This window comes from Mesorhizobium kamtschaticum (genome assembly GCF_056174585.1).
The window spans coordinates 5110988-5136774 of sequence record NZ_CM149691.1; the positions used below are offsets into that span (position 1 = coordinate 5110988).

The following is a 25787-nucleotide window of genomic DNA, read 5'->3' on the forward strand; positions in this document are numbered from 1 at the left end:
TAACCAGGCGCTGACCACATTTCGGCTGGACACGACTTAGTTCTGCCGCACTCTCCCTGTCCGGGAGGTGTCGCGGGGGTGGATAGGCCTTTCGGCCGGAGTGGAAATTTCAGACGTGCCTTTGAAGAAGATTCTTACTGTTGCTCTCGCCTTGCTCGTTGCCGGCTGCGCCGGCCCGCAAACCCAGGAATTGCTTGGCAGCGCAGTCATGTCCACGCCGGTGACGGAAATCGCCGGCAACCACTCGATCTTCATCGCTACGACGCGCAAGAAATCCGACGATCCCAACAAGGTTTTCGACGGCGAGCGCTCGGCGACGCTGAACTACGCCCGCGTCAACGTCACCGTGCCTGGCATCCATCAGACTGGCCAGATCGAACGGCGTTCGCGCGGCAAGTCGGATGATCCGGCCAAATATTTCATGGCTTCCGAGGTTGTCGGCTACGACACGCAGCCAAAATTCTCCAGCGCGCTCAACGCCGATATCGCGGCGCGCGGCGGCCGTGTCATGGTGTTCGTGCATGGCTACAACACCGGCTTCGACGACGCTGTCTACCGCTTGACCCAGATCGTCCACGATTCCGGCTACCCGGGCACGCCTGTGCTGTTTTCCTGGGCCTCGGGCGCCAGGACCACCGACTATGTCTACGACAAGGAAAGCGCCAGCGCCGCCCGTGACCAGCTTGAAGTGACCTTGCGCATGCTGCAGCAGTCCGGCGCGCGGCGCATCGACATTGTCGCGCATTCGATGGGAACCTGGGTGACCATGGAAACGCTGCGCCAGATGGCCATCAGCGGCGACCGTGATCTTGGCGGCAAGCTGGGCGACGTGGTGCTGGCCTCGCCAGACATCGACGTCGACGTGTTCAAGAGCCAGATGCGTCGCTATGGCAAGCCCGACAAGCCGTTCATCCTGCTGTTGTCGGACGACGACCGCGCGCTGAGGCTCTCCGGCCTGATCGCCGGTTCGCGGCCGCGCGTCGGCGACTACAAGGATGCCGCCGACCTTGCCTCCTATGGCGTGACGGTGGTCGATCTCTCCAAGGTCAAGGGCAGCGACAGCTTCAACCATACGAAATTCGCAGACAATCCGACCCTGGTGAAGATGATCGGCCAGCGGCTGCGCGAGGACGACGGCTTCGCCAGCGACAAGGACGTGACCGACCGCATCACCCAGCTCGGACAGTAGATGCGCCGCCGCGGATTTCGCCGTGCCTGTTCACCATTGCTGAGGCGCCAGGCCACTTTGAACTGGACCGCGCCGGTGTCTGGCTCTATCGGAATGACTGGTGACGTCATGCTTTTGACGTCCCCCTTTACGGGAGCCGTCGCGTGACCGTGCGTTTGAACAGTGTCGTCGCCATGACTTTCGCGCTGCTGGTCGCCGGTTGCGCTGGAAATACGCACGATCTGCTCAACAAGACGACGGTCGCGGTGCCGGCGTCCGCCATCGCGGCCACGCACGGGATCTTCGTCGCCACCACCCGCCAGAAGGCAACGAAGGATCCGCGTCAGGTGTTCGACGGCGACCGTTCGCTGACCACCAGCTTCGCCCGGGTCGACGTCACGGTTCCGACGAGCCATCAGGTCGGCGCCATCGAGCGGGCCAAGGGTTCCGCCAACAGCAATCCGGCCAAGGATTTCACCGCCAAGGACGTCACCTACTACGAAGGCGCGCCGCAATTCGCCAAGGCGGTCGGCGCCGACATCGCCATGCGCGGCGACCGCGCGCTGGTTTTCGTGCACGGCTTCAACAACGGCTTCGACGACGGTGTCTACCGGTTGACGCAGATCGCCCACGACACGAAATATCCGGGCACGCCGGTACTGTTTTCCTGGGCGTCGAGCGCCAAGACGACGGGCTATATCTACGACAAGGACAGTGCCAACGCCGCTCGTGACGATCTTGAGGCGACGCTCAGGATGCTCGCCAAGACGCGGGTCAAGAGCATCGACATCATCGCCCATTCGATGGGAACCTGGTTGACCATGGAGGCACTGCGCCAGCTCGCCATCACCGGCGATCGCGATCTCGGCGGCAAGCTCGGCTATGTAGTCCTGGCTTCACCCGACATCGATGTCGACGTGTTCAAAAAGCAGATGATGCGTTACGGCAAGCCGGACAAGCCGTTTGCCGTGCTGCTCTCAAACGATGACCGGGCGCTCAAGCTGTCATCCATCATCTCGGGCGACAAACCGCGTGTCGGCGACTATGGCAATGCCGCCGATCTCGCCAGCTATGGCGTCTCCGTGGTCGACCTGTCCAAGATCAAGGGCGGCGACGGTGGCCTCAACCACGCCAAATTCGCCGACAATCCGATCCTGGTGCAGTTGCTCGGCGACCGCCTGCGCACGCCGGCGGGCCTTGCCTCGGACGAACCCGATCCGGCACAGCTCAACAATCTCGGCCAGGGCCTCGGCAAGGCTGTCGGTTCGGTCGCTGAGGTCGTCATCACCACGCCATTCAAGGTGTTGACCATCGTCACCGGCGGGTGAGCACCGGCCAAGGGATGTTGAGATTCGGGCCAGGCCGCGCCGGGAATGGCTGACTCCGAGAACCGTAGCGGAGCGTACTTAATCGCCCGTGAAGTATCCTGAACGGCTTTGTTTCCGGGCGATTGAGCCGCTCGGCAAGTATTTGCTTTGCAGGAACGTCGGTCTTCCCAGACGACCCCTGAATCTGATGAAGGCTCTGTGGGTCGCAGGATTTCAAAGCAATTACAACAACTTAATGAACCAGCCAACGCGAGTAGCGACGTCCCCGAGGTGCGACTACTTTTTCGCCTTCTGCAACGGATCCAACTGCGAGGTGAAACCCATGTCGGACGAGCAAGTGCGCTGGCTTTTGAAGGTCATCCAGCCCGAGGCGACCTTGGCCTCCCTCCCCGAAGGCGCCAGCCTCGACAGGGAAGCTCATGCCGGCCTCCTCGGCCTGCCGGTTGAGATCTACGCGACCGAACTCGGCCGCATGCAAAAGGAGGCCTCGGAAGCAGCCGGCGCGTTGCTTGCCGACCCAGCCGTGGCATCGATGGTCGATCGCCTTCCCCTGCGGAAAGGGGACAAGGTAGTGGCGTTCGGCGACAGCTTGACGTCCGATCCCCAATCTTGGGCGGTAGTCCTTAGGGAAATGCTGGCGAGGCGCCGCGGTACCGACGAGATTTCGGTGATCATCAGCGCAGTCGCAGGCGAGACGACCACGCACGGTCTCGTGCGGGTCGCAAATGTCATCAATTCCCGGCCCGACTGGATACTCTTCCTCTTCGGTACGAATGATGCCCGCACGCAGGGCCCGCACCCCACGAAGACGCTCGTCCATCATGAGGAGACCGCGCGCAACATTGCCGAGCTGCGGCAGCGCGTTTCCGGAGAGACCACGGCGAACAGCGTCTGGATTACTCCGCCTGCGGTCAATGAAGCACAGGTAGCGGCCCATCGAGGCCTGGCCAGGTTCGGGGTTCGGTTCCGCAACGAAGACCTGGCGCGCGTCGCCAAGATCGTCAGCGAGGGCGACGGGCCGGTTATCGACGCCTTCTCAACGCTGGGGAGCCCCCCTCCCTCCGACCTGCTCATGGACGACGGTCTCCATTTCACTCTGGCGGGCCAGAAGCGAATGGCATTCGAGGTGATCCGTGGCTGGAGCCAGCTCCAGTGAAACATCTCATCATCGGCGCCACAGGAAACATCGGCTCTCGGGTAACCCAGCGCCTCGTTGATTGCAGAGCACGCCCGTCCGTTTTCGTGCGCAGCGCGAAGAAGGCCAGGGCCCTTTTCGGTGACCATGTCGATATCCATACCGGAGACCTCGAAAAGCCAGGCTCCTCGCTAGCCACTGCGCTGGCTGGGGTCGACGGCATATTCCTCCTGACTGATGGATCGGATCTCGAGAAGCGAGATCGCGCGGTCTCCTTCGCAGCCCGCCACGCAGGCGTACGAAACATCGTCAAGCTCTCAACCCTGGACGTGCGAACCGGGATTGGCACCGGTCCGTGGCATGCACGCGGCGAGGATGCCATTCGGGAAAGCGGGGTTGCGTTCACCTTCATTCAGGCGGCCGGATTCATGTCCAACGCGCTCGGTTGGTCGGAATCCATCCGCCGCGAGGGCGTGCTGCGCTCGTCCACGGGTCGGGGCAAGATCGCATTCATCCATCCAGACGACATCGCAGCCGTCGCCACGGCCGCCCTGACCACGCGCGACCACGACGGCCAGGCCCTGGTGATTACAGGCCGTAAGGCGCTGTCCTATGGGGAGATGGCGGCCACGATAGGCAGAGCCATCGGCAAGCCCGTCGGCTTCGAGGAAATATCGGACCGGCAGGCGTACACCGACGCCGTCGAATGGGCCGGGAAAGGCCCCTACGTCGATGCCCTTGTGGGCATCTGGCGCGCGGTGCGCGAGGGCCGACTTGACACGGTGACGGACGGGGTAAAACGAGTGACTGGGCGGGAACCAATCCCGTTCGCTCAGTGGGCCGCCGAGAACGCCGCGTCGTTTCAGTAGTGTTTCGGTGCGGTGCCCTCAAAAGAATTCACGTAGACCAGTACGGTACGGATCGCCTCGCTCCTAACGACATCACGCGAGAGGGCGCGCGCCTGGTGGACCGCTCCGTGCACGAGGGATTCCACCATGCGTGGAAGGACAAAAAGCATTCGCTCCGTCTCGTCGAGGCTGTATCGCTTTTGGTCGGCGCATGACAGCACTCGCCCAAACGTGTGATGCAGCGCGTTCCTGAAGCCAAGAGCGCCTTCCGGAACGGCGGACGAAACAATCTCGTGCAGTTCCGCAGCATCCACATGCACGTTCACCAGACCTCGGACGAGTTCGCCTGTGAATTCCTGCAGCGGAGCCGAGGCGTAGGCAGCCGTCGTCTGCCCGATGACCTGCCGTACATCGTCGACGTGTCGGTCATGAAGGGCGGTGAAGATTGCGCGCTTGTCGGGGAAGTACTGATAAAGCGACCCGACGCTAACGCCGGCGGCCTCCGCGATGCGATTCGTGGTGATGGCCTGGGTCCCGTGACGCTTCACCACAAGTTGGACGGCGTCGAGCACGCAGTCCACGGTCTGCCGCGAGCGTTGCTGTGTCGGCTCGCGCCGCGCAAAGGTTCTTTTGGCCGTGGTCATGCTGCCTCACCGTATGTAGTTCGCAGGCCGACATCACCCGAATATCGACAACCCTAGACGAACAGATCGACCTTCTGGAAAGTCGTCACGTCGATCAGCCCGACGTCGGAAATCCTCAGTTCCGGAATGACCACCAGCGCCAGCAGCGAGTGCTGCATGTAGGCGTTGTTGAGGGAACACCCCACCTTGCGCATCGCCTCGGTCAGTTTCTCCGCCTTGGCGGCGACGATCTCGGCGCGCTCGTCCGACATCAGCCCGGCGATCGGCATTTCGACCAGGGCCAGTTCCTTGCCCTTGGAGAACAGCACGACGCCGCCGCCGACTTCGCCCAGCCGGTTGACCGCCAGCGCCATGTCCTGCTTGTTGGTGCCGACGCAGATGATGTGGTGGGCGTCATGCGCCACGCTCGACGCCATGGCGCAGTCGCTCATATAGCCGAAGCCGGAGACGAAGGCGTTGGTGACGCCGCCGGTGCCCCTGTGCCGCTCGACCAGCGCGATCTGGCAGACATCGTTGCGGCGATCCATGGCGACCAGCCCGTCCTCGACTGGAAGATCGGCCTCCAGCGCGCGCGTCGGCGCCTGGTTCTCGATGACGCCAATGACCCGTACCCGCACCTCGTTGGCGCCCTTGGGGGCCGCGATGTCGAAATCTGCCGACTTGAATTTCTTGCCGAGCTTGACGGTGTTCTTCGCCGTCTTTGGATAGTCATAGGCCGGGATGTCGATGTCGAGCTTGCCGCCCTTGGCCAGCCTGGCGCCGCGCGCATAGACCTCATCGATGGTCATTGCGGCGAGATCGGAGACAATCAGCAGGTCGGCCAACCGCCCCGGCGCGATCGAACCGATCTCGCGTTCCAGCCTGAAATGCTGGGCGGTGTTGATCGTCGCCATCTGGATCGCCGTCACCGGCTTCAGCCCCTGTTGGATGGCGTGGCGCACCACCCGGTCCATGTGACCCTCGTGGACCAGCGTGCCGGAATGGCTGTCGTCGGTGCACAGGATGAAGTTGCGCGGATCGATGCCGCCTTCGGTCACCGCCTTGATCTGCGAGGCAACGTCGTACCAGGCCGAGCCCAGCCGCAGCATCGCCTTCATGCCCTGACGCACGCGGGCAATGGCATCCTCGGCGCGCGTGCCTTCGTGATCGTCCTCGGGTCCGCCGGCGACATAGCCGTGGAACGGCAGGCCGAGATCGCGCGAGGCATAGTGGCCGCCAACGGTCTTGCCCGCCTTCACTGTCGCGGCGATCTCGCCCGACATGACCGGATCATTGGCGACGACACCGGGGAAATTCATCACTTCGCCGAGCCCGATGATGTTTTCCCATGTCATCGCTTCGGCGACATCGGCGACCGTGAGTTCGGCGCCGGCGTGCTCCAACCCAGGTGCGGAAGGCACACAGGACGGCATGTGCACATGCACGTTGATGGGCATCGCCACCGCCTCGTCATGCATCAGCCGCACGCCCGGCAAGCCCAGAACATTGGCGATCTCGTGCGGATCGATGAACATAGAGGTGGTGCCGTGCGGGATGACGGCGCGGCAGAACTCGGTCACCGTCACCATGCCGCTCTCGACATGCATGTGCGCGTCGCAGAGGCCGGGCACCAGGTAGCGCCCGCCGGCATCGACCACCTTGGTGCCCTGGCCGATGGCGTGGCTGGCATTCGGCCCGCAATAGGCGAAGCGGCCGCCGGCAATGGCGATGTCGGTTCCGGCGATGATCTCGCCGGAGTGAACATTCACCCAGCGGCCGTTACGGATGACGAGATCGGCGGGCTTGCGGCCCATGGCGACGTCGACCAGATGCGTCGCCATCTCGGTCCAGGGTTTTGGCTTCGTCGCATGCGCCGCCGGCTTCTTTGCCATAAAGGGACTCCTGTTTGCACGACTGTGCCAAGCCTGCCTGGTTTTGACCAGCGACAAACAACGGATGGGCCTGCCCAACCCTCACAAAGGCTGTTCGGCCTTTACCTCGACCGTGACTTTCGCACCTCCGGCCGAAATCCGGTCCGCGAGGCGCTGGAGCTCGCCCGCGGCGAAGGTGCCATTGAGCATCACCTCGCCGCCGAGGATGGGTTCGACAAGGCGCGGCGACGCCACCACGGCACCGTCGATGCTGAGATCGACCACCTTGTCGACATTCGCCCTGGTGAAGTCGGCGAACGCCTTCGCGCTGTCCGGTGTCATCTTGAGGTTGAGCACCATCTGTCCCGACGCCGCATCGGATACGACCGCGGCCTTGGCAATGGCGAGCGTCAATGGCTCGGCCGTGGCGAGGCCACAAGCGACCAGCATGATGGCTACTGCAGCGATGAGACGAGCCAAGCTGTTCATCAGGATTTTTCCCTGCAAGAAGATCATCTTGCACGGTTACATTCGCCCGGCAATGCCAGCTGTTCCCGGTTTGCAGAGCGCGGTTCCGGCTAGGGGCACACGGCCGCGGCCAGAAATCCGATTCCGTTTTGTCGCAAATCGGTCTACCCTGGCTGCCAAGGATTTTTCCGACTCTTCGTCCGGGGAGTTCGAATGTATCGCCTTGTGGTTGCAAGTGCCGGTATTCTTGCCGTCCTGTCCATGCCGGCTTTCGCGGCCGACCCGACGGTCGATGTTCCGATGACCGCGCCCGGCTTCGACTGGACCGGATACTATGCCGGCCTGCAGGCAGGCTATGGCTGGGGCCAATCCGATATCTCGGGAAACGACGGCGGAGTGTTCTCCGTCTCGCCTGATATTGACGGCGGTTTCGTCGGCGGGCATGTCGCCGGCCTGTGGCAGTTCGACCAGGCGGTGATCGGCGCCGAGGCCGACCTCAACTATTCCTCGATCGACGGCACAACGGAGCTCGGCGGGCCCGGAAATGTCGTCGGCACCGATATCAAGTGGTTCGGGTCGGTCAATGCCAAGGCCGGGTATGCGATGGATCGTGTGCTGGTCTACGGCATAGGCGGCGTCGCCTTCGCCGGGATCGAGACGTCGCAAGCCTCGGGCTCCGCATTCTCCGAGACACGCACGAATGTCGGCTGGACGGTGGGTGCCGGCGTCGACTATGCGCTGACCGACAAGTTCGTCGTCGGCGCCCAGTATCGCTATTACGATTTCGGCTCCGAACACTATGATGGATCCAGCGACTTCGTCGGCCGCGACCAGGATACGAAGCTGAACACTGTCGGCGTCAATCTCAGCTACAAGTTCTGAGCGCGGCCAACAGCGATCGGCGAGCGACAGCCCTCAGGTGATCAGCAATTTCGACGAGAGGGGCGGCCGGCGCCCCCAGTGGGCGGGGGAATGGGTTGGGCCTGGTAGACGCCGGCCTCGGCGGATCAAGTCCGCCGTGCAAACACCCTACTCATTGCGCGCGGCGCGGATAATTCCGCGATCGCACCAGTATCGCCGCGCCCCCTCCTCTGGGGTGCGTGTTCAGACAGCTCAAGAACACGACTTGACGGCCTGTGTCTGGCATCTGAAAAGGGCTGGCCTGCGGACGTGGCGGAATTGGTAGACGCAAGGGACTTAAAATCCCTCGATCTCTGATCGTACGGGTTCGATTCCCGTCGTCCGCACCACATCGAAATCGCTTATGTTCTTCCACTAAACCCCAGCGCGGATGACCCTAACAGATCAGGGTCTGGGTAGCCGCATGGGTAGCCGAAGGAGAATCGGGAATGCCGTTTGATAAAATCGTCGCTACTGGCGAAGCATGGTTCGAAGCGGCTGTGGCCAACGCCACTCAGGAGACGCTGACCTTGGATTTCAAGGTTGCTAGAGCCGGCCAACAGCAAGGGGCCCAGTTTAACGCCGCTGGAGTCCTGACTAGGGAAGGCCGCACGACATTAGCCGAGGCCCTATCGGCATTTAGCAATTCCGCAGGCGGTGTTATAGTGTTCGGTATCGACTGTCGAAAAAATGCAGAGGCTGTCGACTGCGCATCGGCCATCGACCCGATACGAAATGTTGCCGCCGCCCTCACTTCGGTAAACGCTGCGATCGGCGATTTGATGCAGCCTAAGAATGAGGGCGTTCGAGCCGCCTCCGTCACAACGGCCGCCGACGGATCTGCTGGTTTCATTGTGGTCGACGTGCCTCGATCCGAGCGACGGCCGCACATGTGTCAGATCACGAAACGGTACTACAAACGTGCCGGGACCAGCAGCTTTGTGATGGAGCACTATGACGTCGAGGATGCTTTCCGGCGCCAGACGACACCTGATATCGAGCTGTTCCATATGTTCGTCGGTGGGCTTTCCGTCCGTGGAGGTCAGCCTCGCCAGACCATTCTCATGCCGCTCATGATCAAAAACGTGGGCTTGATTAGCGCAAAATATGTTGCCGTCACAATTCAACCCGAGCGGAGGGGTGTGCAACTAGTGTTGGATCGTAACGATAGGGCGCGCGGCAATAGATATTCACCATACGCCGGCAGAACGACCATCGCCGCCCCTCTCGACTTTGTGGTTCATCCCGGTGAGGTTCGTGAGTTCGATGAACTTCAATTCAGCTTTACACGTGACGAAGACGGCCGCACGCGTGCAGGCGACATGGCGATCGCGGACGCTTTCGCGTTCCAGCCGTTGACGTTGAGTGCGGAGAACATGCGACCGAGGCAGTTCCCAATCGACATGGGCTCCGCCGAGTTTGCTCGACTAGTTCGCGAATTCAACTTCGGTTGAGGAGCGGGGCCATCTGTAGCGGCCGGGCTAAGTCGACAAATTAGCCACTTGGTCAGCCGAAAGGCCGCTGCGCCAGCGCTCCCCTACCTGGGATATCCGGATCGTTCGACAGGCCCCCGCCTTCGCTAACGCGGCGGGCGCAACCCTAACCCGCAGGGTCTCCAGTAGGTCGACTATTACGCAAGGGACTTAAATGCCTAAATCTCTGATCGTACGGGTTCGATTCCCGTCGTCCGCACCACCCTTCGAGGTTCGGGTGGCAGGCCACCTGGATCTGAATTTATAGCCCGCGACGTCGCTCCAGTCGCATCAGCAGCCGATTCCATCGCCGTTACGCGGCTCGGTTGTGCGGTACGGAGCCAATGCAGGGTTCTCACGCCGCCATTCGAGCGAGCCAACGGCGCCTGCGTATTCGCAAAGCTATTTCGGAACGGGCAATGACAATAACGATAGATGGAAACGCCAGCTGGCGCGATATCGCGGGAGTGAGCGAAGGTGACTCTCTGGCGCTTAGCCTGGCGGCGTGGGACAGGATCGCTTTTGCGCACCAGCTCGTGGCGGCCATCGTCGACAAAGGCATCCGTGCCTATGGCGTCAATACCGGGGTCGGCGCCTTGGCAAGCAAGATCGTGGCGCCTGCCCTGCAAAAGAAACTGTCGCGCAATATCATTCGCAGCCACGCGTGCGGCGTCGGCGACCTCGTGCCGAGACGCGGCGTGCGCGCCATCATTGCGGCTCAAGTGGCAAATTTCGCTCATGGCCATTCGGGCGTGAGCCCTGCGATCGTCCGTAATTTGCTCACCTTTATCGAGCGCGACTGCGTTCCCGACGTACCGTCGCGGGGATCGGCCGGGTATTTGACGCACAATGCACATGTAGCACTGGTCTTGATCGGCGAAGGCAGTGCAACCGTGGCAGGTCGCTCGATGAGCGGGCTCGAGGCCCTGGCCGAAATGGGTCTGGAGCCATTGGAGCTTGGCGCCAAGGAAGGCTTGAGCCTCGTCAATGGCACAGCGTGCGCAACCGGCCTGACAAGCATCGCCGTGCGGCGCGCGGAGCGTTTGCTGGGATGGGCTGACGCGGCGGCGGCTTTAACGCTTGAAGCCGCGGGCGCGCAAATGCCGGCCTTCGGCGAACAAATCCTGGCGATGAGGCCCTCACCCGGCATTCAGGACGTCGGCAAATCGCTGCGTGGCTGGCTTCATGGCAGCGAACTTATTGCGCTGGCCCACGGCAGTCGCACGCAGGACGCGCTCAGTCTTCGCGCCGTGCCGCATGTTCATGGCGCCGCCCGGGAGGTGCTGGACCGGTCCGCCGAGCTGGTCGACCGCGAATTGGCTGCTGTCACCGACAATCCCGCCGTATTCGGATCTTTGGACGATCCTCAGGTTGTTTCAGAAGCGCATGCGGTGGCGCCCGCCCTCGGGCAGGCGGCTGACGGCCTGACCATCGCCCTGGCGCAGGTGGCTGGAATGAGCGAGCGTCGGATCGACCGTCTCGTCAACCCACTTGTCAACAATTTGCCGGCCTTCCTTGCCGATGAGGACGAGCCAATTCCGGCTTCATGATCGCCCAATACACGGCCACGTCGCTCAGCAACGTCAATCGGCGTTTGGCCGCCCCGGCGGCGACCGATGGCGGCGTCACATCCGGCCTGCAAGAGGATTTTCTTGCGCATCCAACCGTCGCAGCCAACAAGCTGCTGGCGGTTATCGACAACGCGGAATACATCCTGGCGATCGAACTCATGGCAGCCGCGCAGGCCCATGATTTTCTGGCCAAGCGCGGTGCACGCGCGCCTGGTACCGACGCCGTCTTCCGAATGGTCCGGGAAAATATCGCCCACTATTCCGACGATCGGCCTCTGTCCCGGGACATGGAAGCCTTGCGCACCTTCATCCGCGAAATGGACGTGCCGGCCTGTCCGCAGCCCACTGTGTGAGCCGCTTGCTCGCTGATCCTCGCGGTCTCAAGCCTTCATCGGGTACAATTTCAGGTGCTGGATCAGGATAATGGTCTTGGCATCGACGATGCGGCCGTCGGCAATGCCGGCCAGCGCTTCGTCGAGCGGCATTTCCAGAACCTCGATGTCTTCGCCTTCTTCCGGCGCGCCGCCGCCAGCCGAGATGCGGTCGGCGGGCGAATAGCGGGCAATGAAGAACCACAGTCGCTCGGTGACGCTGCCCGGGCTCATGTAAGGTGAAAACAGCCGCTCAATCTTGTCCAGCCGGTAACCGAGCTCTTCCTCGGCCTCCTTGCGGATGGCGGTCTCGGGATCGTTCTCGTCGAGCAGCCCGGCACAGGCCTCGATCAGCGGCTCGCGGTGGCCGGTGACATAGGCGGGATAGCGGAACTGGCGCACCAGCAGCACCGTCGAACGGCTGGGGTCGTAGGGCAGGATCACCGCGCCATCGCCGCGATCATAGGTCTGGCGGATCTGCGTCTCCCACTGGCCGTCGCGCCGGCGATAGTCGAGCACGGTCTTTTCAGCACCGCCCAGTCGTCGGAAAGAATCTCTTCCGAGCGGATGCGAATGCGATCTTCCATTTGGACACCTCGGTATTTGCTGCGGGGCGCAGGCGTAGCCGCGAACCGGCGGCGGCGCAATTGGGGCAGCCATTGGTCCAGGGCGCGCTTCACTCTCTCGTGTGTGGTATGGGAGAATTCCCTCACCTAAATAGCGCGTTCCCTTCCTGGAGTCCCTTCATGACGACATCGCTTTTCCAGCCGATCACGCTCGACGGCTTGAGCTTTCCCAACCGCATCGCCGTCGCGCCGATGTGCCAGTATTCCGCCGAGGACGGCTCAGCCAGCGACTGGCATCTTTACCACTGGATGAACCTGGCCATGTCCGGCGCCGGCATGGTCACGGTGGAGATGACCGATGTCGAGCGGCGCGGGCGCATCACGCATGGCTGCCTCGGGCTCTATTCCGACGACAACGAAGCCGCGGCGCGCCGCACCCTGGACGCGGCACGACGCGTCGCCGCACCGGGCACGAAATTCGGCACGCAGCTGGCGCACGCCGGCCGCAAGGCCTCGAACCGCAAGCCGTGGGAAGGCGGCGGGCCACTGCAGCCAAACGAGGATCCCTGGCAGACCGTCTCGGCCTCGGCCATCGCCTACGACACCGGCTGGAATGTGCCGCACGCGCTGGAAGACGAGGAGATCCTGCAGCTCATCGAGCGGTTTGCCGAGGCGGCAAGACGTGCCGAACGCGCGGGTTTCGACTTCATCGAACTGCACGCCGCGCATGGCTATCTGATCTTCCAGTTCCTGTCGCCGCTGTCCAACCAGCGCACGGACCGCTGGGGCGGCTCGCTGGAAAACCGGATGCGTCTTGTCGTCGAAATCGCCAGGGCGGTGAGACAAGCGGTGCCAAAGCTGATGCTCGGCACGCGGCTGTCGGTGAAGGACTGGGTCGACGGCGGCTTCGACGTCGAGGATGCGATCGAGGTGGCGAAGGCCCTGAAGGCTGAGGGCGTCGCCTATCTCTGCTGTTCCAGCGGCGGCAATTCGCCGTTGCAGAAATTGCCCACCGGCCCCGGTTATCAGGTGCATCTGGCGGAAGCCGTACGCAAGGGCGCCGGCATCCCGACCCGCGCGGTCGGCCTGATCGATGATCCCAAGCAGGCCGAGGCTGTTATCGCCGAGGGCCGCGCCGACATGGTGGCGCTGGCGCGCGCCTTCCTCGCCGATCCGCGCTGGGGCTGGCGTGCGGCCGCCACATTCAGCGAAAAGATCCATCCGGCGCCGCAGCTCGCCCGCTCGGTGACGACGATGGAACACTGGATGAAGGCGGCAGGCTGATCGCCCTGACCTCCTGATATTGCCCAGCCCTTTTGCACCAGCCGCTTCAATTCTCGCCGCAAACTGTTACGTTGGCTGAGGCTGCGGCGGGCGCGGCCGGGCTTGGGAGGAAATCATGTCGTTCAAGGCATTCTTGCCGGCTGCGATGCTTGTGGTCGTGACCGGGTTTTGGCTCGGTGCGTCGACGCCAAGCGTCGCGCAATATTGCGAGGGTACGGTGCACGGCCTGTCCGGGCGCTACAATCTGGCCACCGGCAGCGGCTTTCTTGCCGTGCGGACACGGCCGAACTCGTCATCGCGGATGATCGGCCAGCTGTTCAACGGCGATCACACCGAAATCTTCGACCGGCGCGGCAACTGGTATCAGGTCGAAATCGGCGGCACGACCGGCTGGGCCAACGCACGCTGGCTGCGCAACGATTGCGGTTACTGAGGCTGCTTCGAAAATCGCGCCGGATGGCCGCCGGAGTAGAGGTTCCCAAACAGCCGCTGAGACGTTTGGGCGCAGGCTGACGGCCACTTTTGCAACCAAATTGGCTGCTTTGCGTTGCGGCCATGATGGACAACAAACCTTTTGAAACGCCGGTCGTGGTCGAACTCGGCCATGTCGGCAAATATCGCCATATCCGCAGCACCCAGGAGGCGGCGGAGTGCCTGATGACGGTGTGGCCGCTCAATCGCGGCCCGCGTCATCGTGATGCCCTCGACACTTGCCTCAAAGTGCTGGAAGGTTATCGTTCGACAGCGGAAGCGCGACGGGCATTGATCGAGGCCGCCAGGGAATCGGAAGTGCTGGTGCCCGACGACAGGCTGTCCGACGACCGGCTGCATTGAGCAGGCGGACTTTAACCGGAGGTTTTGATGGCGAAGCTGACTTACAAGATCGTCGAGCATGACGGCGGCTGGGCCTACAAGGTCGGTTCGACCTTCTCGGAGACATTTCCCACCCATCAGGATGCGCTGCGCGCCGCCGAGATCGCCTCGGCCGAGCAGCAGGTGGCGGGTGCTACGGACGGCATCCAGTATGAGGATGCCGACGGCAAATGGCATGAGGAACTGGCGGATGGCCGCGACCGGCCGCAGACCGAAGTGTCCGACTGAGCAATTCCAGGAAAAGTCTGAAGAAGAAAACTTGCCGGCAGGAACAGGCAGGGCGCCGACCGCGGACGTCAGGAGAGACGACGTCCTACGGTCAGCGGCTGCCCAGCGGCTGAACTATTTACCGCAATACTGATCGTTCACGTTGCCCTGAGCGTTCGCGTCAGGACCGGCCGTGTTGTAGGCACAAGGGCCGACCGCGCCCGAACTACCAAGGGTATCCAGCCCAGAGCGGTCGCCATTGATGCTTCCGGTCGTGTTCTGATCGACGCCTGAAGACTCTTCATTGCCGAACGGCCACCAGTTGTGATGGTTGGAATATGCGGCGTCCGACGATTGTGCCATCGCCGATGTGGCGAGGCCGATCGTCAGAACCGATGCTGCGAGAAGTTTCCTGTACATTGCATTACTCCGTGTCTTGGTCGCCTTGGGTGCGACACGGGGTAAACCCGGCAGTCAGCCGATTGGTTCATTGAAATTGTCGTGAGGCTGGGGTGATGGAAACGCGCGGGCGGCAATCCGCTCGATGAAATCAATGACCCGCCTGGGCTCGACGAACTGCGGCATATGGCCGACGCCGTCGACGGGTTCGAAATCGAGCCCTTCGATCTTGCCTCGCATCGGCTCGCCATGGATGCGGATGTCGATGACGCGGTCGGCGGTTCCAAACAGGATGCCGGCCGGCATGGCAATCTCGCCATAGCGTTGCTCTATGTCGCCGAGGTCCTGTTCGATGGCCACGACATCGGCTGATGTTGCCTGGAAATGGACTGGCCGCAGCCCGAGCCAGCCACCGCCGTCGACCATGTAGTCCGCGGGAAAAGCCTGCGGCGCGAAGATGAATTCCATCGTCGGCCGCGCATAGCGCAGGCTCAGCGGTATCGCCACGGTGTAGGCCATGATCCAGCGCAGCAGGCGCGAAGGGATATAGAGCAAGTCAAACCGCTGGCGTGCCCTGGTTTCCAGATGCGTCAACGGCGCCAGCAAGGCGATCCCCGAAATCGCCTCGGGATGCTCCACCGCCAGGGTCAGCGTGACGGCGCCACCCAGCGAGTGACCGACCACCAGCGGCCTTTCCAGCCCCAATTTTTCGATGAAGCTGCGCACCAGGGCTGCCTGCTCGGGCAAGCGGCCGGTGGCACCGCTCGCGCGCACCGAATAGCCCGATCCCGGGCGGTCGAGCGCGATCAGCCGGTAGCCCGGACCGAAATGTCCGAACAGCGTGTGCCGGAAGTGATGGAGTTGCGCACCGAGCCCGTGCAGGAAGACGATCGGCCTGCCCTCGCCGACATCGACATAGTGGATGCGGTTGCCGTCGATCTCGACGAATTTTCCGACCGGCGGCACCAGTCTTTGCGCCTTCGCCGCGATCCACAGCGTCGCCGACACCAGACCGGCGATCCCCACGACCGCCAGCACGAACAACAGGGCCAGCAGCCACGACAGGATCGATATCAGCATTGTTCACCCGGACCAGAACCAGTTTGAGCTTACCCGCATCCGGTTGCGCTGCAACCTCGCATCGAAACGGGTGCCATTGTTCGCCGCCCGGACGGCATTGCCGACGGCCACGCGCCGCGCTATCTCAGGCGACCCGTCCTGCCGGAGCCCTCCATGCCTGAAATCGTTACAGCCGCCATGCTTGTCATCGGCGATGAGATTCTGTCCGGCCGCACCAAGGACAAGAACATCGGCCACCTCGCCGACATCATGACGGCAGTCGGCATCGACCTGAAGGAAGTGCGCATCGTTCCCGACGAGGAAGACGAGATCATAGCTGCGGTCAATGCCGTGCGCGCGCGCTACACCTATGTGTTTACCACCGGCGGCATCGGCCCGACCCATGACGACATCACCGCTGATTCGATCGCCAAGGCATTCGGCGTTCCCTGTGAATACGATGCCAAGGCCTATGCGATGCTGGGCGAAAGCTACGCCGCGCGCGGCATCGAATACACCGACGCGCGCAAGCGCATGGCGCGGATGCCGCGCGGCGCCGACCACATCGACAACCCGGTGTCGGTAGCGCCCGGCTTCCGCATCGGCAACGTCCACGTCATGGCCGGCGTGCCCTCGATCTTCCAGGCCATGCTCGACAATGTCGTCCCGACGCTGAAGACCGGCACGAAAATGCTGTCGGCGACGGTGCACTGTCCGTTCGGCGAAGGCCTTATCGGCGGGCCATTGGGTGAGATCCAGAAGGCGCATTCGGACACGATCATCGGCTCCTATCCAAAGTATGGCGACGGCAAGTTCTGGACCGAACTGGTCGTTCGCGCCCGCAGCCAGGAGGCGCTCGAGGCCGCGCGCGCCGATGTCGAGGCGATGGTGGCGGGTTTCGCCGCCAAGGCGAGCTGAGGCCGGAACCAAGCACGGCGCGCCAACGTTTCCCTGCACGCGAGATCGAAGCTCGCCAGATTGAGGGATCACCATGCGCTTCAAGACCATCGTTGCCATTCTGCAGAACGAGCAGGACGCCGAGCGCGTGCTCGACTGCGCCATTCCGCTCGCCAGCCGCTACGAGAGCCATCTGATCGGCATCCATGCCGAGGCGCTTCCGGTGCCCTACACGTCGGCGACCGGCTTCCCGGATACCGAATTCCTGCAGGTGTCAGCCGACATGAACCGGGAGCGGGCCGACAAGCTGCAGGCCGTCTTTCTCCGGCGCATCGAGGATTCCGGCCTCTCCTTCGAATGGCGCAGCCTGGAGAGTTTCTCGGGCGACAGCGCGCTGACCGGCATTTCGAGCGTGCGCGCCGCCGATCTCATTGTCGCCGCCCAGCGCGATACCGGTGGCGACCCGAGTGCCGATGTCGACACGCTGGTCTATGACGCCGGCCGGCCGGTGCTGGTGGTGCCGAGTGCTGGCCCACTGGTCACCACATTCAAACATGTGCTGCTCGCCTGGAACGGCAGCAAGGAGGCCGCCCGCGCCGCCTTCGACGCCCTGCCCTTCATCATCGAGGCCGAGAAAACCGACATATTGGTCATTGATCCGCCCGATACGCTCGACGAAAGCCCGGAAGCAGCGGGCGCCGAAATCGCATCGGCCCTGTCGCGCCATGGCGCCAACGTCAGCGTCTCGGTGCAGAAATCGGGAGGCACCTCGGTCGACGACATGATCCAGAACCGGGTCGCCGAGACCGGCGCCGATCTCCTGGTGCTGGCGCCTACAGCCACTCCTGGCTGCGCCAGCTGCTGTTCGGCGGCGTGACGCGCACGGTGTTGCGCACAACCCAGGTGGCGGCCTTCCTGTCGCGATAAGTCCACAGCCATCGCTGCCGGTCGCCCTTGCCAAGCCCAAGGGTTTCCAGTTAATTCCGCGCGCATTCCCCTGTTTTTGTGCACGCGGCTTTCGCGTGCTGCGGAGTGCGCGAAAAATGTCCCTTCCCGAAAAGGCCTTCCCTGTCTCCTGGGACCAGTTCCATCGTGACGCCCGTGCGCTTTCCTGGCGGCTTTCCGGTGCCAACAAGGGACAATGGAGAGCGATCGTCTGCATCACCCGCGGCGGACTGGTCCCCGCGGCGATCATTGCGCGCGAGCTCGGCATCCGTGTCATCGAGACGGTCTGCGTCGCCTCCTATCATGACTACACCAGCCAGGGGCAGCTGCAGGTGCTGAAGGAAATCACGCCCGCGCTGCTTGCCGACGATGGCGCCGGCGTGCTGATCATCGACGACCTGACCGACACCGGCAAGACCGCCGGCATCGTGCGGGCGATGATGCCCAAGGCGCATTTCGCCACCGTCTACGCCAAGCCGAAAGGTCGCCCTCTGGTCGACACTTTCGTCACCGAGGTCAGTCAGGACACCTGGATCTATTTCCCCTGGGACATGGGCTTCACCTACCAGAAGCCGATCGCCGACGACCACGCCGGCTGATTCGCAACGGACTGTTTTTCCAGACAAGCAGCCATTCATGGTAATGTTTGCTACCGCGGAAGAATGCGTGGGCAAGATATCCTGTGAAATCGACCATTATTGGCGGAAATCAGCCAGCCTGATCAAAGTTTTTACTTTTATTGGTCAGAATTCGCCGTAAGATTCGTAAGGCGGCAAAACGATTCTGGAGGCTGGGGCTAGCTTCTCCGATGTTGACGAGGCCAACGACGCACCACAACCATCTGGCTGAAAGGGTCCGGCGACTTTTCGGCACCGCGCCGTGCCGCCTGCAGGTTGCCGCCCTGCCCTGGCGCGATGCCGGGAATGGCGTCGAGATCATGCTGATCACCAGCCGCGATACGGGCCGCTGGGTGTTGCCGAAAGGCTGGCCAGAGGCCAGGGAGCCGCTCTGCGAGGCGGCGGCGCGCGAGGCCGGCGAGGAAGCCGGGTTGCGCGGAAACATTTCCCATGTCGAAGCCGGCCGTTATTTCTATGCCAAGGTTCTGGGCTCCGGCGAAGAAGTACCTTGCGAGGTGCTGGTGTTTCCGCTGGAAGTCGACAAGATCGCCGATCGCTGGAAGGAAAAGCGCGCCCGCACCCGCAAATGGGTCAATTCCAGCGAAGCGGTGCGCATGGTCAATGAACCCGACCTTTGCCAGATCATCGCCTATTTCTGCGCCGACCCGCACAGATTCTCCTAAACGACATCTTTTGCGTGTTTTACGGCGGATTCACAACCATGTGATGTACCGCGTGAATGGTTTGCTAATTTTTCTTCGCTAAGAATCGGCCAATCTGGCGATTGACCGATGGCAAACTCTGTAGACCCACTTAAGCAAGATTCCGACGCCTCCAAGCGCGAGCACCGTCCACGCGTGCTCAAGGGCGGTTCGGTCATCACCGGCATTCAAAACTCGGAAGTCGGCGTTACGGTGCGCAACCAGCATGCGGGCGGCGCCGAATTGAAAGTTCCGCTCGAGTCGCGGGTTCCCGATCGATTCCTTCTCTATGTACCGCTCGACGGCGTCGCCTATCGCTGCGAGGTCCGCTGGCGCCGCAATGACCGGATTGGCGTGCGGTTTACCGGCACCGAGCCGAAGCCGAAGCTGCATTACGGCTGACCCGATCTATCGCAGCCTGATCGGCCTGCCCGGACTCACCCGATAGTGGTCTCCGGTCGCTGGAGGCACGCGTGCCTGTTGCCGGCAAACAGCGATCTCTGCTGCTCAATTCTATCCCCGTTATCCACATGTGTGACACACAAGATGTTGGGGTCACAAAAGCTACGCAAACGAATCCTTGACGGCGCAAAACGAGTCGCCTTTTATAGGCCATGCGCTCCTGTTGAGAGTGCGACCGGAAAGTTCTGAGCCCGGTCTTTTTCCCGGATTATGTGCGTTTTTGCCCGCATTTCCGCCTGTTTACGAGGCCGGCGGAAGCGTTGGGATTGTGGGGTGGCTGGGGACGATAGGGAGAATTGTCGGACTGGAATAAATTGTCTGTTAATACTATATTTAGTGTTTGCAGGTAGGTTCGACGCTAGATAGTGTGAATTTCCCTCGAGTGAGGGAATCGAAAAAATCAGATTTGAGGGACCCGCGGAGTTCCCCGGCGCGTTGTGACAGAGGCTTCTAAAGGAGCCCAGGCAGCAAGTGCTGGGGGAGATCGCTAAATGGAGAGCCGGCCGTTTTCGAACGCCGGCAGACGGCGGACATGCGCGTTTCGCATTGGGGGCAGAAATCCCTGGGGAAAAGCGCTATATATAGACAAAAGGACCGGACCAATGCGCATCGAGCGTCGCTTCACCAAGCCAGGCCAATCAGCTTATGCGGAGATCGAATTCCGCAAGGCCCTTTCCGAGATCAAGAATCCGGATGGTTCGGTGGTGTTCCGTCTCGACAACATCGATGTGCCGGCGCAGTTCTCCCAGGTCGCCGCCGACATCCTGGCGCAGAAATATTTCCGCAAGGCCGGTGTCCCCGCGCGGCTGAAGAAGGTCGAGGAGAACGACGTTCCCTCCTTCCTGTGGCGCTCCGTTGCCGACGAGGCTGAACTTGCCAAGCTGCCGGAAGGCGAGCGCTACGGGTCCGAGATCGATGCCCGCCAGGTCTTTGACCGGCTGGCCGGCACCTGGACCTACTGGGGCTGGAAGGGCGGCTACTTCAAGACTTCGGAGGAAGACGCGCGCGCTTTCCGCGATGAGCTTGCCTATATGCTGGCCACCCAGCGCGTCGCGCCGAATTCGCCGCAATGGTTCAACACCGGCCTGCACTGGGCCTACGGCATTGACGGTCCGAGCCAGGGTCACTTCTATGTCGACCCTTTCACCGGCAAGCTGACCAAGTCGAAGTCCTCCTACGAGCACCCGCAGCCGCATGCCTGCTTCATCCAGGGCGTGCAGGACGACCTCGTCAACGAGGGCGGCATCATGGATCTGTGGGTGCGTGAAGCGCGCCTGTTCAAATACGGCTCCGGCACCGGCTCGAACTTCTCGCTGCTGCGCGGCGAAGGCGAAAAGCTGTCCGGCGGCGGCCGCTCGTCCGGCCTGATGAGCTTCCTCAAGATCGGTGACCGCGCGGCGGGCGCCATCAAATCGGGCGGCACGACGCGCCGCGCCGCGAAAATGGTCATCGTCGACGCCGACCACCCCGATATCGAGGAATTCATCGACTGGAAGGTCAATGAGGAGCAGAAGGTCGCCTCGCTGGTGACCGGCTCCAAGATTGTCAAGAAGCATCTCGAGTTGATCATGAAGGCCTGCGTCAATTGCGAAGGCAATGGCGACGATTGCTTCGATCCGGCCATCAACACGGCGCTGAAGCGCGAGATCAAGGCGGCCAAGAAGGACGCGGTGCCGGAGAACTACATCTACCGCGTCATCCAGTTCGCCAAGCAGGGCTACACCTCGATGTCGTTCAAGACCTACGACACCGACTGGGATTCGGATGCCTATCTGACGGTTTCGGGCCAGAACTCCAACAATTCGGTGTCGCTGAAGGACAATTTCCTGCGCGCCGTCGAGCAGGATGCCGACTGGCACCTGACCGCCCGCAAGGACGGCAAGGTGTTGAAGACGCTGAAGGCCAGGGATCTCTGGGAAAAGATCGGCTACGCCGCCTGGGCGTCCGCCGATCCCGGCCTTCACTTCAACACGACGATGAACGACTGGCACACCTGCGCTTCCGCCGGTGCGATCCGGGCCTCCAACCCGTGCTCGGAATATATGTTCCTCGACGACACGGCCTGCAACCTCGCCTCGATCAACCTGCTGCCCTACCGCAATGCCGACGGGACGATCGACATCGCCGCCTATGAGCATACGGTGCGGCTGTGGACCATCGTGCTCGAAATCTCGGTCATGATGGCGCAGTTCCCGTCGAAGGAGATCGCCAAGCAGTCCTACGAATACCGTACGCTCGGCCTTGGCTACGCCAACATTGGCGGCTTGCTGATGACCTCGGGCATTCCCTATAACTCGGATGAAGGCCGTGCGATCTGCGCCGCGCTCACCGCGATCATGACCGGCGTGGCCTATGCCACTTCGGCCGAAATGGCCGCCGAGCTCGGCGCTTTCGCCGACTATGACCGCAACGCGCAGAACATGCTGCGCGTCATGCGCAACCATCGCCGTGCCGCCTATGGCGACAAGGACGGCTACGAGAAGCTGGCCGTCAACCCGGTGCCGCTGGTTGCCTCCGACCTCAAGCAGCAGGCGCTTGTCGAGCATGCGAAAGCCGCATGGGACCGCGCCATCGAGCTTGGCGAGGAGCATGGCTACCGCAACGCGCAGGCGACCGTCATCGCGCCGACCGGCACGATCGGCCTGGTCATGGATTGCGACACCACCGGCATCGAGCCCGACTTCGCGCTGGTGAAGTTCAAGAAGCTCGCCGGCGGCGGCTACTTCAAGATCATCAACCGCGCCGTGCCGGAAGCGCTGCGCACGCTCGGCTATTCCGAGAGCCAGCTCGCCGAGATCGAGGCCTATGCGGTCGGCCACGGCAACCTCAACCAGGCGCCGGCAATCAACCCCGGCTCGCTCAAGGCGAAAGGCTTCACCGATGAGAAGATCACGGCGCTCAACGCGGCGCTGAAGTCGGCCTTCGACATCAAGTTCGTCTTCAACCAGTGGACGCTCGGCGCCGACTGGGTGAAGGAGACCTTCGGCTTCACCGACGAGCAGCTCAACGATTTCTCGTTCGAGATCCTGCCGGCGCTGGGCTTCTCCAGGAAGGACATCGAGGCCGCCAACATCCATGTCTGCGGAGCGATGACGCTGGAAGGCGCGCCCTTCCTCAAGGCCGAACACCTTGCCGTGTTCGACTGCGCCAGCCCGTGCGGCAAGATCGGCAAGCGTTCGCTGTCGATCAACAGCCACATCCAGATGATGGCGGCGGCGCAGCCCTTCATCTCCGGCGCCATCTCCAAGACCATCAACATGCCGAACGATGCGACAGTTGAGGACGCCAAGGGCGCCTACATGCTGTCGTGGAAGCTGGCGCTGAAGGCCAACGCGCTTTACCGCGACGGCTCAAAACTGTCGCAGCCGCTGAATGCCTCGCTGCTCGCCGATGGCGAGGAGGATGAGGACGATGCGGTCGAGCAGCTGATCGCCGCCCCGGCGGCAGCACGTGCGGCACAGATCACCGAGCGGATCGTCGAGCGCATCATCGAACGCGTGTCGCGCGAGCAGGAAAAGCTGCCCGGCCGCCGCAAGGGTTATACCCAGAAGGCCAAGATCGGTGGCAACACCATCTTCCTGCGCACCGGCGAATATGATGATGGCCGCCTCGGCGAGATCTTCATCGACATGAACAAGGAGGGTGCCACGCTGCGTGGCCTTCTCAACAACTTCGCCATCGCCATTTCGCTCGGCCTGCAGTACGGCGTGCCGCTCGACGAATATGTGCACGCCTTCACCTTCACCAAGTTCGAGCCGGCCGGTATGGTGCAGGGCAATGACGCCATCAAGAGCGCGACGTCGATCCTCGACTACGTGTTCCGCGAACTCGCCATCTCCTATCTCGGCCGCAACGACCTCGCCCATGTCGACCAGTCGGACTTTTCCAACACCGCACTTGGCCGCAACATCAGCGAAGGCAAGACCGACGCCGTCTCCAAGGGCCTGACCCGCGGTTCGCCGGTGAAGCTGGTGTCGAGGGCAATCGGCAACGAGCCCAAGGGCTTTGCCGGCGCCACCACCACCCCTGCCCGCTCGGCGCCGACGGCTTTCTCCGGCTCCAACGTGCTGGCGCTCAAGCCGGCCAGCGACGAAGCGGTCGCCTACAAGCGCGATTATGAGGATCGCGCCAAGGAACTGGCCGAGGACATCGCCTTCGAGGAGGCGGTTTCCGAGACCTCGGACGCCACGGCGGCACTGTTCACCGACGCCGCGGCCAATGAGGCGGCCGAAGCGAAGAAACTCGCCGCCGACCGCCGCGCCAGGTCACTGCTGCAAGGCTACACCGGCAATTCCTGCTCCGAGTGCCAGAACTTTACCATGGTGCGGAACGGGACTTGTGAGAAGTGCGATACCTGTGGCGCCACGAGCGGGTGCAGCTGAGATAAGACCCGTTCCTTTTTCAATACAAAGGCGGCGCATTAGGCGCCGCCTTTTTCATTTGATGCAACCCCAAAGCATTGTATAGGTGATGAGGGCACGGGAAATGGGGGAAGCACATGCCAGCAACCAAGGTGATGGGATTCAGCTATCAAAAAGGAAAGATACGATATTCCATAATTTCAAAAAATGCGCCCGATTTCACCTACCTGGACCACGGAATAATAAAGTATGACCCTGAACTCTCGCTTCTCGATCTAGTTGAGAGGTGGCGTCTTGATTTTATTGAGATTTTTAAATCAAAAAAACCAGACCTTGTTTCTTCAGTTGAAATTTGGGAGAGCAAAAGCCTGAACTCTTCCCGGTACCAGATACTTCCTCTTGGTGCTTTGGCGCAATGCTGCAAGACGCACGACATCCCGCTCAAGGTCTTTACCCCTCAAGCCTTCATCAAGGGCGGCCCCTTTGGTCTTCCCGCAGGCAAAAGGCCAATCGACGCGGTGGATCAAAAATTTGGCAAACACCCGCCAAACTGGGATGAGATGCAGCGAAAAAGCGCTTTAGTCGCCTGGAGAGCTGCTTTGGATTGATGACATGTTATTCTCGGCAAACGATACAATAAGCAACGTTAAGATAATCAAATATGTCGGCGCTGGTGCGTTCGGCGAGGTTTATCACGCCGTCGATTTAGCCATGAATCGAGAATGTGCGGTTAAGTATGTCGAAAACACCGACCCATCAGCGTTCAAAGCTCATATTGAGGCTCAAGTTCTTCATTTATGTCAACATGATCGAGTTGTAGAGGTTTTCGATGTTCAACCGATTACTCATGGAGGAAAAAAGTACGCTGCGATCGAGATGGAGTATCTTCCTGATGGATCAGCAGAAGCGCTCTTGGAAAGGCAGTACGTCTCACTAAGAACGACGATAAGATGTGTAATCGATATCCTTTTCGCTCTGGAGAACGCTCACAACAATTTTGTTTTACACCGCGATATAAAACCAGCCAATTTTATGCTGAAAGGAAAAATAGCGAAGTTATCTGACTTCGGCCTGGCAAAATCAACAGGGGGCGTCCCTCACGGCAGCGCCGCAGGAACTCCCATATATTCGGCACCCGAGCTCTTTTCGGCAGGAATCACTTCAATATCTACGGATATATATTCGACGGGCATGTCATTATTTCAGTTGGCATCTAACATCAGCGACTGGAACTCCTTACCAATCAACCAGGCAATGATTCAGAAAGGCCAAGTCATTAAAAAGGTTGGTTATCCTTTATACATTCCGGATAGACTGAGACGAATTTGCAACAGAGCGTGCAATTACGATCCTACAAAGCGATACAAAAGTGCACACGAGATGCGCCAAGCACTCGAAGGTCTTTCAGTCAAATTGGATTGGATTCAGATCCAACCAAATGATTGGACAGCGGATGACGGAGACCAACAGCATCGCCTTACAATTGCACCTGGAAAGAATAATTTTGAGGTTGTTTATCAACTGAACGGCAGGCGCAAAAACGCCAACTGTGCAAAATTTGGAACCATGGCGGACGCGGTGGTCGGATTAAACCAACAGATATCTCAAACCACACTTCGTTGATTCAATTTCGGCAATGGCTGCCTGTTCGAGAGCGACGT

At 61.5% G+C, this 25787-nt stretch carries 22 protein-coding genes, 1 tRNA gene and 3 pseudogenes; 20 read left to right on the forward strand and 6 right to left on the reverse strand.

The genetic code is table 11. The annotated features are described in order from the left end of the window. Positions 1 to 82 precede the first annotated feature (82 nt). The 4 genes from AC0V7N_RS25395 to AC0V7N_RS25410 all read left to right on the forward strand — a co-directional run bounded on the left by AC0V7N_RS25395 (position 83) and on the right by AC0V7N_RS25410 (position 4500). Positions 83 to 1189, forward strand: a complete 1107-nt coding sequence (locus AC0V7N_RS25395) for an alpha/beta fold hydrolase (protein ID WP_496628026.1) — start codon at positions 83 to 85, stop codon at positions 1187 to 1189. Between the two features lie 173 nt (positions 1190 to 1362). Beyond that, on the forward strand, positions 1363 to 2496 hold the full coding sequence (locus tag AC0V7N_RS25400; RefSeq protein WP_475460481.1) for an alpha/beta hydrolase: 1134 nt from the start codon (positions 1363 to 1365) through the stop codon (positions 2494 to 2496). Between the two features lie 322 nt (positions 2497 to 2818). Next, the gene (locus tag AC0V7N_RS25405) at positions 2819 to 3652 is read left to right on the forward strand and encodes a GDSL-type esterase/lipase family protein (protein WP_496627346.1); all 834 of its coding nucleotides are present in this window, start codon (positions 2819 to 2821) and stop codon (positions 3650 to 3652) included. Further along, positions 3649 to 4500 (forward strand): NAD(P)H-binding protein, encoded by an 852-nt coding sequence (locus tag AC0V7N_RS25410; protein ID WP_475451023.1) that lies wholly within the window; start codon positions 3649 to 3651, stop codon positions 4498 to 4500. Before AC0V7N_RS25405 ends, AC0V7N_RS25410 begins: the two co-directional genes overlap by 4 nt. Here the strand turns inward: AC0V7N_RS25410 and AC0V7N_RS25415 are convergent. From AC0V7N_RS25415 to AC0V7N_RS25425, 3 genes are all read right to left on the reverse strand, one after another. After that, entirely contained in the window at positions 4494 to 5123 is a 630-nt protein-coding gene (locus AC0V7N_RS25415) for a TetR family transcriptional regulator (protein ID WP_496627347.1), read from the reverse strand. The genes AC0V7N_RS25410 and AC0V7N_RS25415 overlap by 7 nt on opposite strands. Positions 5124 to 5176: 53 nt before the next feature. Continuing rightward, positions 5177 to 6994 (reverse strand): adenine deaminase, encoded by a 1818-nt coding sequence (gene ade, locus AC0V7N_RS25420; RefSeq protein WP_496627348.1) that lies wholly within the window; start codon positions 6992 to 6994, stop codon positions 5177 to 5179. Positions 6995 to 7075: 81 nt separating this feature from the next. Then, positions 7076 to 7462, reverse strand: a complete 387-nt coding sequence (locus AC0V7N_RS25425; RefSeq protein WP_475451026.1) for a SecDF P1 head subdomain-containing protein — start codon at positions 7460 to 7462, stop codon at positions 7076 to 7078. A gap of 192 nt (positions 7463 to 7654) precedes the next feature. Here AC0V7N_RS25425 and AC0V7N_RS25430 point away from each other — a divergent pair, with 192 nt between their 5' ends. From AC0V7N_RS25430 to AC0V7N_RS25445, 4 genes and pseudogenes are all read left to right on the forward strand, one after another. Further along, a complete protein-coding gene (locus tag AC0V7N_RS25430) occupies positions 7655 to 8323 on the forward strand; it encodes an outer membrane protein (protein ID WP_475451027.1) in 669 nt (222 codons plus the stop codon). 282 nt (positions 8324 to 8605) lie between these two features. Next, a tRNA-Leu gene (locus tag AC0V7N_RS25435) sits at positions 8606 to 8691 on the forward strand. A 99-nt stretch (positions 8692 to 8790) separates the two neighbouring features. Continuing rightward, entirely contained in the window at positions 8791 to 9795 is a 1005-nt protein-coding gene (locus AC0V7N_RS25440) for an AlbA family DNA-binding domain-containing protein (protein ID WP_475451028.1), read from the forward strand. Positions 9796 to 10232: 437 nt separating this feature from the next. Further along, positions 10233 to 11737 (forward strand): annotated as a pseudogene (locus AC0V7N_RS25445) (HAL/PAL/TAL family ammonia-lyase). A gap of 27 nt (positions 11738 to 11764) precedes the next feature. Here AC0V7N_RS25445 and AC0V7N_RS25450 read toward each other — a convergent pair. Beyond that, positions 11765 to 12342, reverse strand: a pseudogene (locus AC0V7N_RS25450) (NUDIX domain-containing protein). Positions 12343 to 12501: 159 nt separating this feature from the next. On the opposite strand from AC0V7N_RS25450, the gene AC0V7N_RS25455 reads away from it, so the two are divergent. The 4 genes from AC0V7N_RS25455 (at position 12502) to AC0V7N_RS25470 (ending at position 14706) form a co-directional block, all read left to right on the forward strand. Continuing rightward, entirely contained in the window at positions 12502 to 13605 is a 1104-nt protein-coding gene (locus tag AC0V7N_RS25455; protein ID WP_475451031.1) for an NADH:flavin oxidoreductase/NADH oxidase, read from the forward strand. 115 nt (positions 13606 to 13720) lie between these two features. Then, the gene (locus AC0V7N_RS25460; RefSeq protein WP_475451032.1) at positions 13721 to 14038 is read left to right on the forward strand and encodes an SH3 domain-containing protein; all 318 of its coding nucleotides are present in this window, start codon (positions 13721 to 13723) and stop codon (positions 14036 to 14038) included. Between the two features lie 122 nt (positions 14039 to 14160). Next, positions 14161 to 14439, forward strand: coding sequence for a DUF982 domain-containing protein (locus AC0V7N_RS25465; RefSeq protein ID WP_019857850.1), 279 nt, complete (start codon positions 14161 to 14163; stop codon positions 14437 to 14439). A gap of 27 nt (positions 14440 to 14466) precedes the next feature. After that, positions 14467 to 14706: a DUF2188 domain-containing protein gene (locus AC0V7N_RS25470; protein ID WP_019857848.1), complete on the forward strand. Its 240-nt coding sequence runs from the start codon at positions 14467 to 14469 to the stop codon at positions 14704 to 14706. Between the two features lie 114 nt (positions 14707 to 14820). Here AC0V7N_RS25470 and AC0V7N_RS25475 read toward each other — a convergent pair whose 3' ends face one another. Continuing rightward, complete coding sequence (locus AC0V7N_RS25475; protein ID WP_475451033.1) at positions 14821 to 15105, reverse strand: hypothetical protein; 285 nt, start codon at positions 15103 to 15105, stop codon at positions 14821 to 14823. A gap of 54 nt (positions 15106 to 15159) precedes the next feature. After that, positions 15160 to 16164, reverse strand: coding sequence for an alpha/beta fold hydrolase (locus AC0V7N_RS25480; RefSeq protein ID WP_475451034.1), 1005 nt, complete (start codon positions 16162 to 16164; stop codon positions 15160 to 15162). Between the two features lie 153 nt (positions 16165 to 16317). On the opposite strand from AC0V7N_RS25480, the gene AC0V7N_RS25485 reads away from it, so the two are divergent. The 8 genes and pseudogenes from AC0V7N_RS25485 (at position 16318) to AC0V7N_RS25520 (ending at position 25749) form a co-directional block, all read left to right on the forward strand. Further along, on the forward strand, positions 16318 to 17061 hold the full coding sequence (locus AC0V7N_RS25485; protein ID WP_475451035.1) for a competence/damage-inducible protein A: 744 nt from the start codon (positions 16318 to 16320) through the stop codon (positions 17059 to 17061). A 73-nt stretch (positions 17062 to 17134) separates the two neighbouring features. Then, positions 17135 to 17967: pseudogene (locus AC0V7N_RS25490) on the forward strand (universal stress protein). Between the two features lie 116 nt (positions 17968 to 18083). After that, entirely contained in the window at positions 18084 to 18584 is a 501-nt protein-coding gene (gpt, locus tag AC0V7N_RS25495; protein ID WP_027045568.1) for a xanthine phosphoribosyltransferase, read from the forward strand. Between the two features lie 209 nt (positions 18585 to 18793). After that, positions 18794 to 19285: an NUDIX domain-containing protein gene (locus tag AC0V7N_RS25500; protein WP_496627349.1), complete on the forward strand. Its 492-nt coding sequence runs from the start codon at positions 18794 to 18796 to the stop codon at positions 19283 to 19285. Between the two features lie 108 nt (positions 19286 to 19393). Then, on the forward strand, positions 19394 to 19705 hold the full coding sequence (locus AC0V7N_RS25505) for a PilZ domain-containing protein (RefSeq protein ID WP_475451036.1): 312 nt from the start codon (positions 19394 to 19396) through the stop codon (positions 19703 to 19705). Between the two features lie 662 nt (positions 19706 to 20367). Further along, positions 20368 to 24147, forward strand: a complete 3780-nt coding sequence (locus AC0V7N_RS25510; RefSeq protein WP_496627350.1) for a vitamin B12-dependent ribonucleotide reductase — start codon at positions 20368 to 20370, stop codon at positions 24145 to 24147. Between the two features lie 116 nt (positions 24148 to 24263). After that, positions 24264 to 24734, forward strand: coding sequence for a hypothetical protein (locus tag AC0V7N_RS25515; RefSeq protein ID WP_475451038.1), 471 nt, complete (start codon positions 24264 to 24266; stop codon positions 24732 to 24734). Between the two features lie 4 nt (positions 24735 to 24738). Then, positions 24739 to 25749, forward strand: a complete 1011-nt coding sequence (locus AC0V7N_RS25520) for a serine/threonine-protein kinase (protein WP_475451039.1) — start codon at positions 24739 to 24741, stop codon at positions 25747 to 25749. The last annotated feature ends 38 nt before the right edge of the window (positions 25750 to 25787 follow it).